Source organism: Sphingomonas sp. Root710 (assembly GCF_001429065.1).
Lineage (GTDB): Bacteria > Pseudomonadota > Alphaproteobacteria > Sphingomonadales > Sphingomonadaceae > Rhizorhabdus.
In genome coordinates this window covers 807,380-822,775 of the sequence record NZ_LMIB01000012.1, presented here as the reverse complement: position 1 = coordinate 822,775, position 15,396 = coordinate 807,380, and the positions used below count along the sequence as shown (strand labels likewise).

Genomic DNA, 15,396 nt, shown 5'->3' with positions numbered 1-15,396 from the left:
CATGACTGCTCATCTGATTCCCGGCCGCCGCACCACGTTCCTCGCCGGAGCCGTGATCGGCCTTGGACTGGCTCTCGCCAGCAAGGCGCACGCCGCCGGCACCGGCATGCCGTGGGAAGAGCCGCTCCAGCAAGTCCTCGATTCCGTGCAGGGACCGGTTGCCAAGATCGTCGCGGTGATCATCATCATCGTCACCGGCCTGACCCTCGCGTTCGGTGAGACGGCCGGCGGCTTTCGGCGCCTGATCCAGATCATCTTCGGCCTCTCGATCGCGTTCGCGGCGTCGAGCTTCTTCCTGAGCTTCTTCAGTTTCGGCGGCGGAGCGCTGATCGCGTGAGCGAGCATATCGAAGGCTTCGAGGTCCCCATCCACGCGAGCCTCGGAAGCGCGATCCTCCTCGGCGGAGCACCGCGCGGCCTCGCGATCGTCAACGGGACGCTGGCGGCTGCGATTGGTCTGGGTCTTCAGCAATGGATCGCGGGGATCGTCGTCTGGGCCGTCGGGCACAGCATCGCGGTGTTCGCGACCCGTCGCGACCCGTCCTTCGCGCTCGTTCTGATCCGTCATCTCCGACAGAAGGGCTATCTCGCATGCTGAGGCATTCATCATGATGCGGCTGGGTGAATATCGCCGGAGTGCCGACCGCCTCGCCGACCACCTGCCGTGGGCGGCACTGGTCGATGAAGGCGTCATCCTCAACAAGGACGGCAGCTTTCAAAGGACGCTCTTGTTTCGCGGCCCCGATCTCGAGAGCGCAACCGAGGCCGAGCTCGTGTCTGCCTGCGCGCGGGCGAACAATGTCCTCAAGCGGTTCGGTTCCGGCTGGGCGCTGTTCTTCGGTGCCGAGCGACGCGACGCACTCGGCTATCCGGTGGCCAACTTTCCCGATCCCGCGTCCTGGCTCGTCGATGGGGAGCGGCGGGCGGGCTTCGAGGCCGAAGGCGGCCATTTCGAGAGCCGCTACCATCTGACGCTCGTCTGGCTTCCTGTCGCAGACGGCGCGGACGCCGCCAGGCGCTCGCTTGTCGATCGGCCTGATGCGGTGGAAGGGCGCGACTGGCGCGCCGCCTTGGCGACCTTCATCGCCGAGACCGATCGCGCGCTCGATCTGTTCGCAGCGTTCATGCCTGAGGTGCGGGCGCTCTCCTCAGCCGAGGTGCTGACCTACCTTCATGGCGCGGTCTCGAGCCGGCACCACCCGGTCGCGGTGCCCGAGACGCCGATGTACCTCGACGCGCTGCTGGCGGACACGCCGCTCGTCGGCGGCCTCGAGCCGATGCTTGGGGCTCGGCACCTTCGCACGTTGACCGTCGTCGGCTTCCCGAACGTTAGCCGGCCCGGAATCCTCGATGTGCTCAACGAGGCGGATTTCGCCTATCGCTGGGTCACGCGCTTCATCGCGCTCGACAAGACCGACGCGACCAAGCTCCTCACGAAGCTGCGCCGCCAGTGGTTCAACAAGCGCAAGTCGATCACCGCGCTGCTTCGCGAGGTGCTGTACAACCAGCCCGTCCAGCTACTCGACAGCGATGCCGACAACAAGGTCGCCGACGCCGATCTCGCTCTCCAGGCGCTCGGCGGTGATCACGTCTCCTTCGGCTATCTGACGACGACGATCACGGTCGCCGACGAGGATCGCGCAGCGGTCGACGCCAAGATCCGGCAGGTCGAGCGGATCGTCGGTGGTCTCGGCTTCACGACCATTCGCGAGGGCGTGAACGCGGTCGAGGCGTGGCTGTCATCGGTTCCCGGGCACGTCTACGCCAATGTCCGGCAGCCGATCGTCCACACGCTCAACCTGGCCCATCTCATGCCGCTGTCGTCGGTCTGGGCGGGTCCGATCGCGAACGGTCATCTCGAGGGGCCACCCTTGCTTGTGGCCCAGACCAGCGGATCAACGCCATTTCGGTTATCGACGCATGTAGATGACGTCGGCCACATGATGGTCGTCGGACCGACCGGGGCCGGCAAATCGGTGCTGCTGGCCCTGATCGCGCTGCAGTTCCGCCGCTACCCCGATGCTCAGGTCTACATCTTCGACAAGGGCTTCTCGGCGCGAGCCGCAGTGCTTGCGATGGGCGGCGCCCATCACGCGCTCGGCGCGGATACCGGATCGGACGGAGCGCTCGCCTTTCAGCCGCTGCTCCGGATCGACGACCCGACCGAGCGGAGCTGGGCGGCGGAGTGGATTGCCGCGCTGCTCAATGCCGAGCGGGTCACCGTAACGCCCGAGGTGAAGGACGCAATATGGTCTGCGCTCGGGAGTCTGGCGTCGGCACCGCCCGCCGAGCGGACGATGACGGGGCTGGCCCTGCTGCTCCAGTCCCATGCGCTGCGCACCGCGATCCAGCCTTACACGCTCGACGGCCCGCACGGCCGGCTTCTCGACGCGAGCGAGAGCGGTCTGGCGTTCGCCGACGTCCAATGCTTCGAGACCGAGGCGCTGCTCGGACAGGCGAGCGTCGTGGCGCCGGTCCTCACCTATCTGTTCCACCGCCTCGAAGAACGGTTCGATGGCCGGCCGACATTGCTGATCCTCGACGAGGCCTGGATCTTCCTCGATCATCCGCTCTTCGCCGCACGCATCCGCGAGTGGCTGAAGACCCTGCGCAAGAAGAACGTCGCGGTCCTGTTCGCGACGCAGAGCCTAGCCGACATCGCCGGCAGCAGCATCGCGCCAGCCATCATCGAGAGCTGCCCGCAGCGCATTCTCCTGCCCAACGATCGTGCGATCGAGCCGCAGGGCCGGGAAGCCTATGCTCGCTTCGGCCTCAACGCCCGCCAAATCGAGCTGGTCAGCCGGGCTACGCCCAAGCGTCACTATTACTTGCAATCCGCGCGCGGGAACCGCCTGTTCGAGCTGGCGCTCGGACCGATCGCGCTTGCGCTCTGCGGTGCCTCCGATCCGGCGAGCCAGCGTCGGATCGAGACCATCCTCGCTCACCACGGCACGCGAGACTTCGCGACGCATTACCTGCACTCCATGAATCTTGGCTGGGCCGCCGACCTGCTGACGAGCTATCGGGGACACTAATCGTGATTGGCCACTTTCGGTTGCAATCAGACTGCATTGGAGACGCGCGCTTTTTGTGGCCGGCTGAGTCGGAAGAGTTCAACGGATGTAGCGAGATTAGGTCTGGACGTAATGTTGCGAGTTCTGCGCGGGCCGGTGGCCTGTGCGGCGCTGCGGCCCGTAAGGGCTGTGTGACATCGTTGGCATCTTCGAATTGACCTTCGGGGCGTGGAAGCTGAGACGATTTGCCCAAGAGCCGGTGAGACAGACACTTCTTGCAACCGGCGCGCGAGCCGCTAGGGAAAAGGCGAGGGCGCTTAGCTCAGTTGGTAGAGCATCTCGTTTACACCGAGAGGGTCGGCGGTTCGAGCCCGTCAGCGCCCACCATTGGATACGGAGCCGTCATGGCAGCGGGTGTCCGTGCCGATCAGTTGCTTGTCGAACGCGGTTTGGTCGAGAGCCGCGCCAAGGGCCAGGCGCTGATACTGGCCGGGCTGGTTTACTCCGGCGACAGGAAAGTTGAGAAGGCGGGCCAGGCGCTCAAGCTGGACGCTCCGCTCGAGGTGAAGGGCAAGGACCATCCCTGGGTGTCGCGCGGCGGGGTCAAGCTGGCCCACGGCCTCAATCATTTTGGCTGGTCGGTGGATGGCGCCGTTGCGATCGACGTCGGCTCTTCGACAGGCGGCTTCACCGATGTGCTGCTCTCCAATGGAGCCACCCGCGTCTATGCAGTCGATTCCGGAACCAACCAACTTGCATGGAAACTGCGGCAAGACCCGCGCGTGGTGGTATATGAGCAGACCAACGCCCGGAACCTGACCGCCGCCGAGATTCCCGAGCTTGTGGACATGATCGTGTGCGATGCCAGCTTCATCTCCTTAGCCAAGGTTCTTTCTGCTCCCATCACCTTCGCCAAATCCGGTGCTCACCTGATCGCACTGATCAAGCCGCAATTCGAAGCGGGCCGCGGCGAAGTCGGAAAAGGTGGCGTCGTGCGCGACCCAGCGGTGCATGAGCGTGTTTGCGGCGAGGTCGCGGCTTGGATATCCGGGCAAGGCTGGAGCGTTGCTGGCATCACCGCGAGCCCGATCACTGGGCCCGAAGGGAATATAGAGTTCCTGATCGGTGCTACCCTGGCTCCATCGGCAACGGAAGATGATCGGAATGGCTGAGATTGCATCTCCCCGACAGCAGCGCACGAGCTACCTTCGTTGGGCCCTCATCACGGTGCCGGGTATTCTGCTGCTCGGTCTGCTGTCGGGCCGCTTGGCCAATTCAGGCTATGGGAACCCGTGGTTTGACGCGCTCGAAAAGCCGGCGATCATGCCACCCGGATGGGCTTTCGGGACGGTGTGGTCGATCCTCTATATCCTGATGGGGCTCGCGCTCGCGGTTGTTCTCAACGCGCGCGGCGCGAAGGGGCGTGGCATCGCGATCGTCCTTTTCCTGATTCAACTCGCAATGAACCTTGCCTGGTCGCCGGTTTTTTTCGCGATGCACCGGATCATGCTGGCCTTCGGCCTCATTCTCGCAATTCTGCTTTGGGCATCGGTCACGACCATTGCGTTTTGGCGCATCCGACCGATCGCCGGAAAGCTCATGCTGCCCTATCTTGCCTGGCTAATCTTCGCGTCGGTGTTGAACTGGCAAATCCACGAGCTTAATCCGCGCGGCGCAGCCGTGATCCAAGCGGCCGGCGGAACGACGATTATCATCCAATAATCGAGGAGCACGCCATGCAGTCCGAAAACCGACTGTTCGACGACTTTGTGAAGATGATGAATGGCGCGGCGGGCACGCTCGCGGGCGTGGGTCGGGAGGCCGAGGACGCGTTCAAGGAACGGGTCAAGGGATGGATCGGCGGGCTTGATTTGGTCAGCCGCGAAGAATTTGAAGTGGTCAAGGCAATGGCTGCGGCCGCGCGCGCTGACGCTGCAGCTCAGAAAGAGCGGCTAGACGAGATCGAGCAGAAGCTCGCGAAGAGCTAGATTCGTCGGAGGATGGGGGCGATGCTAGGGTATGATCCACGAAATCATTTCTGACAGCCATGAGAAATCCCAGAGCTTGAAGGTCTCAAGGCTCCGCCCATCGGGCTTGATGTTTATGGTTCGCGACTTCGCGAATTTTCGAACCGGTATCAGATACATCGACTTGCGCGTATCGCCGTCCATCAGCCCGGCGAGAACCAGATCAACGTCTGGTGACGGCGAGAACTTTAACCTCCACAATCCGCTCGAGTGTAGTTGGTAGAGCCGGGGGGCGATCACAATCCGGCCATCTACGGTAAGAAGCCTGCTGATCATGGTCGGCGAGACGCGATGCCGACCAATCTCTAATGCCTTCCTGGTTTCGTCGATGAACGAGTCCACCAAGGGGCCCAGGCCACGATATCTGTCCCGCGTCCACGGATCATAGCCGACCCGAAGATAGGCGCTACGAAGTCCGCCAAACCGCTCCCGATAGGTTTTGGCGGTCGGAGGTGCTGCCGCGATAATCAGGTCTTTGCTCAGATATCCATGTTCGTCGAACACTCGCTGCAAATGCGTCAGCAATTGGTCGTCGGTATAGGAGGGGCGGCGGTACCGATCCTGCGCCTGGACAGCGTAAAATGTCTCGGCTGAAACGATCGGCTCAAAAGCACCCTCGCAGCGGACCCACTCGCTTTCAGGATTATACACGAAGGGCGATCCGAGCCTCATGGACCGCTTGTTGTATATGTTCACGCCCATATAGCGTTCCGCCTTGACGATCGCCCGGATCGAGCCGTTGCACCATTGGGCTACCAGGGGAGCGGCGACACCGTCGGCATTGAGCGCGTCGGCGATCTTTTGATAATTTTCTCCCGCCTTCGCGAGATCGAAAATTCGGCGAATGACGGCAACTTCCTCGGGCGGACCTGGGACTAGTATCACGCGGTCGGTGGTGATGCTTTTATGCTGACCCTCTTCCAAAATCTGTTTCGGAACGCCGTCACGGTCGATCAGGAGACGCCGCAAGCCGTAACCGGCCTTGCCCCCCATCCTGTAGCCCAATGAGACGAGACGGCTCTGACCGGCCCAAGTCTTAGCCGACAGATCACGGCTGAACTCGCCAGCCATGATCCGACGAACATTCTTCATGATCGCGCTGGCGACGCTGCCGTCATTGAGAAAAGATTCTGCACAATAATGTATGTGGACCCCGGCCCGCCGACATATGAACTCATAGTGCGCGCTCTCGTCGCTATCTTGAAAGCGACCCCACCGGCTGACATCGAAGACCAATATGGCTTGATAGCCTGGGTCGCCGGAGAGGACGTCTCGTAGCATCTCTTGCAGGGCCGGACGGCCTTTGAGCTGGACACCGCTACGTCCCTCGTCGGCATAGGTCCGGATTATCTCGAAATGGTGGCGGCCCGCATAACGCGTGATCGCGTCGATCTGATTGGCCGTGGAATAGACCTGGTCTTCGGTCGACATCCGCACATATTGGGCGGCCTTCATCGGCGGGCTCGTCATCACTTTCTCCGTCGCTAACGGCGGAGCGCGATCAGGCGGCTAGGCCGATCGCCTCCACCCTTGCCAGGATCATAGACTTGGCGATGGCCGCCAGCGTCTCGATTGACCAGCTTCCGACCTTAGCTGCTGCACGCTTCACCGATCTCCAAAGCACGGGATCGCGGATGGCGTCGAGAAAGTCATAACCCTCCCAGGTCAGCCTGATGCAGCACCATGGTTGCCTGCCGGTCCGATCCGGAAAGAAGGTCTTCAGGAAGCCCTTCTCGACGAGCAGGCGCGCATGAAAATGCACGGCTTCATCGCTGTAGCCATCAATGTCGGGCAGGCGTAAAACTTCGCAGCGATCGTCTTTTTCGATGGCCAAGAGGATCGCGCGGATGAGATCCGAGTCGCGTCGCATCCCGTTTAGATTGCATGCGAATCCCTACATTTGAAGAGTGTTTTGTGATCGATGAATGGGAGATTTGGGCCTGCGCCAATCAACTCATGCAGCAATATGGCGACGCGGCTTCATTCCATGCGGCCCAACGCGCGGACGATCTCTTCGCCGCCAATGATATGGACGGGCATCTGACATGGCTGCGCATCTTGAAGCGGATAGAGAATCTAGAGGACCTCGACCCTCAAAGTTCGCTACAATGACGAGATGCCGAAGTTGCTTGAATATGCTTAGCTGACCTGCTCCTAGGAGAGCGGACCTCCTTTTATGCTGGCTTGGCGCCCGGCGTCCCACATTTTGCAAATTTGCCTTTGGCATCTTTGCAAACCTGTTTCTTGGCGGGCGCTTTTTCCGGGCATTTCACGAATTTGCCTTTCGCGTCTCGACAGGGGGCCGCGATCGAAGGCTCTGCCATAGAGACCATGAGCAAGGCTGCCACCGCGAACGTGAAGATTTTCATAGCTACCTTCTCCTTGACTCGACCTTATGATTTTGCACCTGTTCGCTGCGTGCGGGAAGCTCAGATCGTGCGACCTAAGAATTGCGAAATAGATACGCTTTGCTCGGCGGTCACGTTGTACTCAGAACCGGCGACGCTATCGAGGTTGGTCGGGCTTTTCTACGCCTCGCGGCACCACCAACGGCGATTGCCCTTGCAATGGCGGGGATGTGTACGTCGGTCCTCGGGGCGGTCGCTACTGCAATACGCGCGGTGGCCACAAGCGATACGGCGATTAGATCGCAACTTCAGGCCGCCGCACGGATTCTTGCTGGAGGGCAACTCGCTGGATATCGGCCCGCTTTGCAAAGCAGCCGGCGCAAAAGTGACCCTGCCGTCCCGCTACTGAGATTACTGGTCGTTTCCAGTAGGCCGACATCCCAGCCCAGGTAACGAGATACGTGCGCCGATCCATCTCGGGATGGGCAAAGTCCTCATGCCATTCCGGATGACCTAACCTGCACTCGCTGATCGGCACAGCCACAACGCTGTCGCCCGGATGAAAACTGGCCATCGTATGCACCCAAACAGGAAGCCTCACACGGCAAGCTTGCGAGGGACGCCGCCGCCACCGCTTTGGATAACGATTGGTCGCGCATTGGGTGCCGCCCGTTGGGCGTTCAACTTGACCAAATCCTCAGGATTGCTCTTGGTGACGAAGCACGCTTGGGAGGAAGAAGATCATGCGAGCAGCACCGGAAAGGCTCTCTAGAGTCGATTTCATTTAGGCGGAAGCGTATCCGGAGTTTCGGAGATAATTGGCGCATTCGTTTGGCGGGAAGTGGTTGAGCAGGGAGCCGATGCGTCTCCAGGTATCGTCGGTGGTCCGCTCGGCGGCCCTTCGGAGCATGAGTTTGAGCTTGGCGAAGACCTGTTCGATGGGGTTCAGGTCCGGCGAGTATGGCGGCAGGAAGAGAAGCTTTGCTCCTGCTGCCCGGATCGCTTTTCTGACGCCGGGTCCTTTGTGGCTGCCCAGATTATCCATGATGACGATATCGCCGGGTGCGAGTGTCGGCACGAGGAACTGTTCGATCCAGCCGGTGAAGCTTTGGCCATTGATAGGGCCGTCGAGCACACAGGGCGCATCGATGCGGTCTGATCGAAGCGCGGCGACGAAGGTCAGGGTCGACCATTTCCCGAAGGGGGCGCTGCCAACCAGCTTTTGGCCGCGCTCGCTCCAACCCCGGATTGGGGTCATGTTGGTCTTCGCCCATGTTTCGTCGATGAAGACGAGGCGCCGGGGATCAAGCAGGCCTTGATATTTTCGCCACTGCGCCCGCCTTCGCGCTATCGCAGGCCGCTCTTGCTCGACGGCGAACAGAGTTTTTTTTGAACGTGATCCCGGCCGAACGGACCAGGCGCCATACCGACACCGTGCTCGTCACCACCCCGTGCTCCGCCAGATCGGCTACCAGCATACGCATCGTCATGTCAGGTGACGCCGCCAGCCGCGCCAGAACAAGATCGCGATGCGGCTCAAGCAGCATCTTGCGATGGCCGCCCATCTTGCCGGAGGCGGCCGTTCCCGTCGCCCGCAAGCGCTGGGACCATTTCACTGCACTCGCCACGCTCACGCCAAAGGTCTGCGCCACCTCGCGGCACGAACGGCCCGCAATCACTGCCGCCGCCACCCGGTCACGAAGATCATTCGAATAGGGCCTCGCCATCGCTCCCTCCTCAACCACTACAAGGTTGAATCAGACCTCAGGCAAAAAGGGAATCCCCCTCCGATTCAATCAATCAGAAATCGAGTCTAGCGTCGGTGATCGCGGCCGGCCTCGTACAGCTGCGTGCTTTCTCGGTGGGCGTCGTTGGAGCCACTTTATTGCAGGTAGGCAAAGCTGCGCTTGATCGGTGGCCTTGGCGGTGGAGCGCGTCGCGCGGGTCCGGGGCGACTTTCCTGTTTCCCATGGAATTTATCGCGGCTTTGATCATGGTAGAAATGGTCGCTGTCGCCGCGATCTGCTTTCCAATTTGGTGGACGATGAGAAAGATCGGGCTAACCAGATGGTGGGCCGGAACCAGCCTTGGCTATATTTGCTGTCTTCGCCTATTGGCTGTGGACCGGTCAAAACTGGGCCATGGAGCCCCAGAGCATCGTATCGAGCGCGTTAGCAAATAGCCTCATTGGTGCTGGATCTGGCGCTCTCATATGGTGGGCAGTAGCAATACGTGACCGCTCCACCGTGTGGGCTGGAAATGTTTCAGCGACACTCCTGCTCGGCGCAGTTGCGCTTGCCACGTTCTACCTCGTCATTGATCCACCGGTCTGAAACGAACCGGTGGGACTTGGAAGCGTTGTGACCAATCCTCTCGCGCTGATAGGTGCTCGCGGCTTCGCGCTTCAATACCGGACATTCCGTCGGTTTTGGGACGCTACTCAAAAGCGCTACCCATCAATCCACCGAAGCATTGGGTTGTAGCGCCCTCTGCAAAAGCATCGTTGGTCCCTCAGGCTAGGGCAGTCGGGATTGAGCCAACGGTCCTCGAAACGACGCTCGGGGTCTCCCGATAGGCTCTGCCGCCTGAAGCGCGTCTGATAGAATCTGCAGGCTCCCCAATCATAAGGAGCCTGAGATGAGTAGATGGAGTCGGATTAAGCTACGGAAAGAAATGATCCCCGGCGCGCTGACCGCATGCGCCATCGGATCAATCGTGATGGGGGTGACCACGACGACCACGCCGGCGAGGGCGCAGCTCACGGTGTTCGACCCGGGCAACTACAGCCAGAACATCCTGACCGCGGCGCGCACGCTCCAGCAGATCAATAATCAAATCCAGATGCTGCAGAACCAGGCGCAGAGCCTGATCAATCAGGCGCGTAACCTGAGCACGATCACTTTCCCCGAGCTGCAGGCGATCACCCAGACGATCCAGCAGATCGACCAGCTGATGGGGCAGGCGCAGGCCATACGGTTCCGCGTCGCCGGCCTCGACCAGCAGTTTCAGTCGATGTTCCCGAGGAGCTTCAACCAGGCGCTGACCGGCAACCAGCACGTCATCGATGCTCGCGCCAGGCTCGATGCCGCGATGGATGCGTACAAGCAGGCGATGACCGTCCAGGCGCAGGTCGTCGAGAACGTCGCTGCCGATGCGAGCACGCTCAACGGTATCGTCCAGCGCAGCCAGGGTGCGCAGGGCGCGCTGCAGGCGCAGCAGGCCACGAACCAGCTGCTCGCCCTCGTCGCCAAGCAACAGTTCCAGCTCCAGACGCTGATGGCGGCGCAGTATCGCGCCGACGCGATCGAACGGGCCAGTCGCGCACAGGCCCAGTCCGATGCGCAGGGCGCGACCAAGAAATTCCTCGGTTCCGGCACAGCCTACACCCCCCGGTAGGCGCCGCACGGCGTCGGCGGGCCTCGCCCTTCCGCCGACGTCGCCGCGGGGCGCGTCGCAGCTCCCCCAGGCGCGCCCCGCGGCATCCGTCTCAGCTCGTCAGGACAGCAACACCGTGAACGACCTCAACGTCATCGACCAGTTCATGCAGGCCTTCATCACATACATCGACAGTGGGTTCGGCCTCCTCGGTGGCGACGTGAGCTTTCTCAGCCGCACGCTGATCGCGCTCGACATCACACTGGCCGGCCTGTTCTGGGCGCTCGGCGGCGAGGACAATGTCCTCGGACGCCTCATCCGCAAGATCCTCTACATCGGCGCGTTCGCGTTCATCCTGAACAGCTTCTCCACGCTCGCCGACATCATCTTCCGTTCGTTCGCGCAGGCCGGACTGACCGCCGGCGGTGGTGGCCTGGCCGCCGCCGACCTGCTCAAGCCGGGCCGCCTCGCCGGAACCGGATTTTCCGCTGCCTGGCCGCTGCTCGAGCAGGCATCTCAGATGATAGGGTTCACGAGCTTCTTCGACAATTTCCTGACGATCATGGTCCTGCTCATCGCCTGGCTGCTCGTCATCCTCGCCTTCTTCATCCTCGCCGTGCAGATGTTCGTCACGATCCTCGAGTTCAAGCTGAGCTCGCTGGCCGGCTTCATTCTCGTGCCGTTCGCTCTCTGGAACCGGACGAGCTTCCTCGCCGAACGCGTGCTCGGCCATGTGGTCAGCTCGGGCATCAAGGTGATGGTGCTGGCCGTGATCGTCGGTATCGGCTCCAACTATTTTTCCCAGTTTACCACCGCCCTACAGAGTCAGGAACCCGACATCGGTCAGGCATTGAGCCTGGTGCTTGCCAGCCTCGCACTGTTCGGTCTCGGCATCTTCGGCCCCGGCATCGCTTCGGGTCTCGTCTCCGGTGCGCCGCAGCTCGGCGCCGGATCGGCCTTCGGCACGGCTCTGGGAGCCGGTGGAATCGTCGTGCTCGGCGCAGCAGGGGCCGCCGACGCCGCACGTGGCCTGGCAGCCGCCGGCCTCGGTGCCGTTCGCGCCGGCACCACGATGGGATCCGCCGCGGGGACCGCCTTTAAGCTGGGTCAGGAAGCGAGTGGCTCGGCGTCGGTCGGCGCCGGTATGAAGGGCGTGGCCTCCGCTGCTTCGAGCGCGGCCCGCTCACGCATGTCTGCCGCGCTCGGTCTTGGCGAGGCCGCCGAGGCCGGCCGGCAGGGCGCGTTCAACGCCATGGTCGGCAGAACGTCGCCCGGCGGAGCCGCCGGGGCCGACGAGGCCCGCGGCATGCCCGGCTGGGCGCGCGCGATGAAGGATCAGGCATCCGCCCGACACTACCGCCAGGCGGCCATCCACGCGATCGGTCAAGGCGATCGCGGCGCCGCCGGTGCCACCCCCGACATCAAAGAAAGGGAAGACTGATGATCTTCAAGAGAGCCGTGCAACGCTATGGGCGGTCGCCCGTCCCCGAAACCCCATTCCAGCGAGCCGGCCAGCTCTGGGACGACCGGATCGGCTCGGCCCGGGTGCAGGCACGGAACTGGCGGCTGATGGCGTTCGGATGCCTCGGACTGACAGCGGCACTGTCGGGCGGACTGCTCTGGCAGTCGGTCCAGAGCCGGGTCGTTCCCTACGTCGTCGAGGTCGACAGGCTCGGCGAGCCGCGCGCGGTGACGGAGGCCGAAGCCGGGTATCATCCGACCGATCCGCAGATCGCATGGTTCCTCGGCCGCTTCGTTACCAGCGTCCGGTCGGTTTCGCTCGATCCGGTGCTCATGCGCCAGGACTGGCTGTCGGCCTATGACTTCACCACCAAGCGCGGCGCGGTCTTTCTTGGCGACTATGTCCGCGCGGCCGATCCGTTTGGCCGTGTCGGAGAGCGAACGGTATCGGTACAGGTCACGAGCGTCGTCCGCGCCTCCGATCGGTCGTTTCAGGTGAAATGGATCGAGACCAGCTACGAACGCGGAGCGCAGGCCGGGTCAGCACATTGGACCGGTATCCTGACCGTCGTCCTCAAGGCGCCAGCGAGCGCGGATGCGCTGCGCCGCAATCCGCTCGGACTCTATGTCGATGCCGTCGACTGGAGCCGGGAATTGGAACCGGGGGTGACGGCGCCCGCAGCGCTATCGCCCTCCGCAAGGCCGGCCATGGCCCCGGATCCGAACCTCCCGCTCGGATCGCCGCTCGATCCGAACCTCGCCCAGCCCCAGCAACCGCAAGCGGAGACCCGCCAATGAAATCGCTTGTCGTCATCGGCCTTCTCGCCAGCGCCAGCATCGCGGCGGCCCAGACCGCGCCCCTCCCGTCGCCGCCGGTGCCCCCAGCGGTGGTGGCCGCACCGGTCGTCGCCCAGCCCAGCCCAACGGCGAGGCCGCGGACGAAACTGCATCGGCGGGTGCCACCTTCGCCGGCGGAATTGCGCGTCCGCGCCGCCAACCGCGCGGCGACGCTTGAACCGGTCGCGGCTGGATATATCAACGCGGTTCAGGTCTACCCGTTCAGCGATGGCGCGGTTTTCCGCGTACTCACGGCACCCGGGCAGGTTACTGACATTGCGCTGCAGCCGGGAGAAGCGCTGGGCGCTGTGGCCGCCGGCGATACAGTTCGATGGGCGATCGGCGACACGACCAGCGGCAGCGGGGACGCCAAGCGGACGCATGTCCTGGTGAAGCCATTTGCCCCCGGGCTCGTCACCAACATCATCATCACCACCGACCGGCGAACCTACCATCTCGCGCTTTCGAGCGCCGAACGCTCGGCGATGGTGGCCCTGTCATGGACCTATCCGCAGGACCAGATCATCGCGCTGAAGGCGGCGGAGGATCGAGCCCGCGCCGTGCAGCCCATCGCGATCGGGCTCTCGGTCGACCAGCTCCATTTCGACTATGTCATCTCTGGCGACCAGCCTGCGTGGCGGCCACTCCGCGCATTCGACGATGGTCGGCAGACCTTTATCGAGTTCCCGGCCAGTCTGGGCACCGGCGAAGCGCCGCCGCTCTTCCTTGTCGATGGCAAGGGGGCTGCGCAGCTGGTCAATTATCGGGTGCAGGGGCGCTATTATGTCGTCGACCGGCTGTTCGAGACCGCAGAGCTGCGACTTGGGCTGAAGCGTCAGGACATCGTGCGGATCACCCGATCCGGCCAGGCCGACAATCGGCGGAGGGCGTCGTGACTGAAGCCCTAGCGCAGTCGGGCGCCAAGCTTGACCCGGAGACGCTAGCGATCCGGGCGCGGCCGCCGCGCGCGATCCGCTTCAAGCGCGGCGTGATCATCGCGATCGCGGCAATCGGCTCGGTGAGCCTGATCGCCGTGACCTGGATGGCGTTGAAACCGCGGTTCTTCCAGCGCGGGGACACCCAGCAGGAATTGTCGCAACCCAATGTGCGACCGACGAGTGATGACTTGAGCGGCGCACCGGCCACCTACGGCGACGTGCCACGTCTCGGCCCACCGCTCCCGGGTGACCTTGGCAAGCCGATCCTAGAACGGCAGCAGCAGCTTGCGACGGCGATCAATCCGACTGACCAGCAGTTTCAGAAGGCGGAAGCGGCAGAACGGGAACGCAGGCTCGCCGAACTGAAAGCGGCCCGCGAGTCTGGAGTTCTGGTGCAGAACCGTCAGACCCAGTCGACCGGCGAAGCGTCCATCGCCGCGCCCGCAGCAACGCCCGCAAGCGAGCCTGGTAAGGTTACTCTCGATCCGACAAGCGATCCCAATGCCCAGGGGCGCAAGACCGCGTTCGTGGCTGCGCTGGATCCGAAGGCCAACGTGAATCCGCATGCGCTCACGGCACTGCCGTCGCCCTACACACTGTCGGCGGGCAGCGTGATCTCGGCCAGTCTGATCACGGGCCTACGGTCCGACCTGCCGGGACTGGTCACGGCACAGGTGACCGAGAACACTTACGACAGCGCCACCGGCCGATTGCTGCTCGTGCCGCAGGGCGCCCGGTTGGTGGGCAGCTATGACAGTGTCGTCGCGTTCGGTCAGAAGCGGGCGCTGATCGTCTGGCAGCGCATCATCATGCCGGACGGAAGTTCGCTGCGCATCGACAATGTCCCGGCGACCGACCCGTCCGGCTATGCCGGCCTCGCCGACAAGGTCGACTTGCACACCTGGCAGCTTCTGAAGGGTGTTGTCCTGTCCACGCTGCTCGGCGTCAGCTCAGAACTGGCGCTCTCCGGGCAGAGCGACCTCGTACAGGCGATCCGGATGTCGACGCAGGACAACGTCGCGCGAGCTGGCGATCAGATCACCCAGCGCAATCTAGGCATCCAGCCGACGATCGCCATACGTCCCGGCGCGCCGGTTCGGCTCGTGGTGCACAAGGATCTCATATTCGCGCCGCCGGCAGGCAGGAGAGATTGAATGGCGGGCCTCAAACTTACACAGTTGCCCGATCGAACGCCGATCAAACTCAGTATCTCGGTAATGCCCGATCTGCACCAGGCGCTGACCGACTATGCCGCGCTCTATGCGCAAACCTATGGGCGCGACGAGCCGGTCGCCGACTTGATCCCGGCCATGCTTGTCACCTTCCTTGAAAGCGACCGCGTCTTCGTCCGCGAGCGTGAGGCCCGGCTGCGGGGGCAGAAAAATATGTCAGCCTGA

17 protein-coding genes and 1 tRNA gene are annotated in these 15,396 nt (G+C 63.0%); 14 read left to right on the top strand and 4 right to left on the bottom strand.

Translation table 11 applies throughout. The features are described 5' to 3' along the window. Position 1 precedes the first annotated feature (1 nt). The 7 genes from ASE00_RS13820 to ASE00_RS13790 all read left to right on the top strand — a co-directional run bounded on the left by ASE00_RS13820 (position 2) and on the right by ASE00_RS13790 (position 5,001). On the top strand, positions 2-337 hold the full coding sequence (locus ASE00_RS13820) for a TrbC/VirB2 family protein (protein WP_056381149.1): 336 nt from the start codon (positions 2-4) through the stop codon (positions 335-337). Beyond that, positions 334-597 carry a VirB3 family type IV secretion system protein gene (locus tag ASE00_RS13815; RefSeq protein ID WP_056381146.1) on the top strand — a complete coding sequence of 88 codons (264 nt, stop codon included), beginning with the start codon at positions 334-336 and terminating at the stop codon, positions 595-597. Before ASE00_RS13820 ends, ASE00_RS13815 begins: the two co-directional genes overlap by 4 nt. 10 nt (positions 598-607) lie before the next feature. Beyond that, the gene (trbE, locus tag ASE00_RS13810; protein ID WP_056381145.1) at positions 608-3,034 is read left to right on the top strand and encodes a conjugal transfer protein TrbE; all 2,427 of its coding nucleotides are present in this window, start codon (positions 608-610) and stop codon (positions 3,032-3,034) included. Between the two features lie 290 nt (positions 3,035-3,324). Continuing rightward, positions 3,325-3,400: transfer RNA gene (locus ASE00_RS13805), tRNA-Val, on the top strand. 17 nt (positions 3,401-3,417) lie between these two features. Continuing rightward, positions 3,418-4,185, top strand: coding sequence for a TlyA family RNA methyltransferase (locus ASE00_RS13800; protein WP_056381142.1), 768 nt, complete (start codon positions 3,418-3,420; stop codon positions 4,183-4,185). After that, a complete protein-coding gene (locus tag ASE00_RS13795) occupies positions 4,178-4,735 on the top strand; it encodes a TspO/MBR family protein (RefSeq protein WP_056381140.1) in 558 nt (185 codons plus the stop codon). The genes ASE00_RS13800 and ASE00_RS13795 overlap by 8 nt, the downstream gene beginning before the upstream one ends. Positions 4,736-4,749: 14 nt before the next feature. Continuing rightward, a complete protein-coding gene (locus ASE00_RS13790; RefSeq protein WP_056381138.1) occupies positions 4,750-5,001 on the top strand; it encodes an accessory factor UbiK family protein in 252 nt (83 codons plus the stop codon). A gap of 24 nt (positions 5,002-5,025) precedes the next feature. Here ASE00_RS13790 and ASE00_RS13785 read toward each other — a convergent pair whose 3' ends face one another. After that, entirely contained in the window at positions 5,026-6,510 is a 1,485-nt protein-coding gene (locus tag ASE00_RS13785; protein WP_056381137.1) for a recombinase family protein, read from the bottom strand. A gap of 31 nt (positions 6,511-6,541) precedes the next feature. Continuing rightward, complete coding sequence (locus ASE00_RS13780) at positions 6,542-6,910, bottom strand: DUF2513 domain-containing protein (protein WP_056381135.1); 369 nt, start codon at positions 6,908-6,910, stop codon at positions 6,542-6,544. Between the two features lie 44 nt (positions 6,911-6,954). On the opposite strand from ASE00_RS13780, the gene ASE00_RS13775 reads away from it, so the two are divergent. Then, the gene (locus ASE00_RS13775; protein ID WP_156405420.1) at positions 6,955-7,152 is read left to right on the top strand and encodes a hypothetical protein; all 198 of its coding nucleotides are present in this window, start codon (positions 6,955-6,957) and stop codon (positions 7,150-7,152) included. 62 nt (positions 7,153-7,214) lie between these two features. Here ASE00_RS13775 and ASE00_RS23005 read toward each other — a convergent pair whose 3' ends face one another. Beyond that, entirely contained in the window at positions 7,215-7,409 is a 195-nt protein-coding gene (locus ASE00_RS23005) for a hypothetical protein (RefSeq protein ID WP_082594681.1), read from the bottom strand. 763 nt (positions 7,410-8,172) lie between these two features. Continuing rightward, positions 8,173-9,115 (bottom strand): IS630 family transposase gene (locus tag ASE00_RS22995; protein ID WP_414819849.1). Its coding sequence is split into 2 segments (ribosomal slippage): positions 8,173-8,779 and positions 8,778-9,115, totalling 945 coding nucleotides; the frame shifts between segments, so codons are not numbered across the junction. Positions 9,116-10,025: 910 nt separating this feature from the next. Here ASE00_RS22995 and trbJ point away from each other — a divergent pair. From trbJ to ASE00_RS13735, 6 genes are all read left to right on the top strand, one after another. Further along, a complete protein-coding gene (trbJ, locus tag ASE00_RS13760) occupies positions 10,026-10,784 on the top strand; it encodes a P-type conjugative transfer protein TrbJ (RefSeq protein WP_056381129.1) in 759 nt (252 codons plus the stop codon). 115 nt (positions 10,785-10,899) lie between these two features. Continuing rightward, positions 10,900-12,204, top strand: a complete 1,305-nt coding sequence (gene trbL / locus ASE00_RS13755; RefSeq protein WP_056381126.1) for a P-type conjugative transfer protein TrbL — start codon at positions 10,900-10,902, stop codon at positions 12,202-12,204. Continuing rightward, positions 12,204-13,022: a conjugal transfer protein TrbF gene (gene trbF, locus ASE00_RS13750; protein WP_056381124.1), complete on the top strand. Its 819-nt coding sequence runs from the start codon at positions 12,204-12,206 to the stop codon at positions 13,020-13,022. Before trbL ends, trbF begins: the two co-directional genes overlap by 1 nt. After that, positions 13,019-13,957, top strand: coding sequence for a P-type conjugative transfer protein TrbG (gene trbG, locus ASE00_RS13745; protein WP_082594680.1), 939 nt, complete (start codon positions 13,019-13,021; stop codon positions 13,955-13,957). Before trbF ends, trbG begins: the two co-directional genes overlap by 4 nt. Further along, positions 13,954-15,153 (top strand): TrbI/VirB10 family protein, encoded by a 1,200-nt coding sequence (locus ASE00_RS13740; RefSeq protein WP_056381122.1) that lies wholly within the window; start codon positions 13,954-13,956, stop codon positions 15,151-15,153. The genes trbG and ASE00_RS13740 overlap by 4 nt, the downstream gene beginning before the upstream one ends. Further along, positions 15,154-15,396: a DUF2274 domain-containing protein gene (locus ASE00_RS13735; RefSeq protein ID WP_056381119.1), complete on the top strand. Its 243-nt coding sequence runs from the start codon at positions 15,154-15,156 to the stop codon at positions 15,394-15,396.

Excerpts from the sequence above, each read along its gene's own strand:
- ASE00_RS13820 (WP_056381149.1), top strand. The coding sequence starts at position 2 with ATGACTGCTCATCTGATTCCCGGCCGCCGCACCACGTTCCTCGCCGGA.
- trbE (WP_056381145.1), top strand. The coding sequence starts at position 608 with ATGATGCGGCTGGGTGAATATCGCCGGAGTGCCGACCGCCTCGCCGAC.
- ASE00_RS13800 (WP_056381142.1), top strand. The coding sequence starts at position 3,418 with ATGGCAGCGGGTGTCCGTGCCGATCAGTTGCTTGTCGAACGCGGTTTG.
- ASE00_RS13795 (WP_056381140.1), top strand. The coding sequence starts at position 4,178 with ATGGCTGAGATTGCATCTCCCCGACAGCAGCGCACGAGCTACCTTCGT.
- ASE00_RS13790 (WP_056381138.1), top strand. The coding sequence starts at position 4,750 with ATGCAGTCCGAAAACCGACTGTTCGACGACTTTGTGAAGATGATGAAT.
- ASE00_RS13785 (WP_056381137.1), bottom strand. The coding sequence starts at position 6,510 with ATGACGAGCCCGCCGATGAAGGCCGCCCAATATGTGCGGATGTCGACC.
- ASE00_RS13780 (WP_056381135.1), bottom strand. The coding sequence starts at position 6,910 with ATGCGACGCGACTCGGATCTCATCCGCGCGATCCTCTTGGCCATCGAA.
- ASE00_RS23005 (WP_082594681.1), bottom strand. The coding sequence starts at position 7,409 with ATGAAAATCTTCACGTTCGCGGTGGCAGCCTTGCTCATGGTCTCTATG.
- trbJ (WP_056381129.1), top strand. The coding sequence starts at position 10,026 with ATGAGTAGATGGAGTCGGATTAAGCTACGGAAAGAAATGATCCCCGGC.
- trbF (WP_056381124.1), top strand. The coding sequence starts at position 12,204 with ATGATCTTCAAGAGAGCCGTGCAACGCTATGGGCGGTCGCCCGTCCCC.
- trbG (WP_082594680.1), top strand. The coding sequence starts at position 13,019 with ATGAAATCGCTTGTCGTCATCGGCCTTCTCGCCAGCGCCAGCATCGCG.
- ASE00_RS13735 (WP_056381119.1), top strand. The coding sequence starts at position 15,154 with ATGGCGGGCCTCAAACTTACACAGTTGCCCGATCGAACGCCGATCAAA.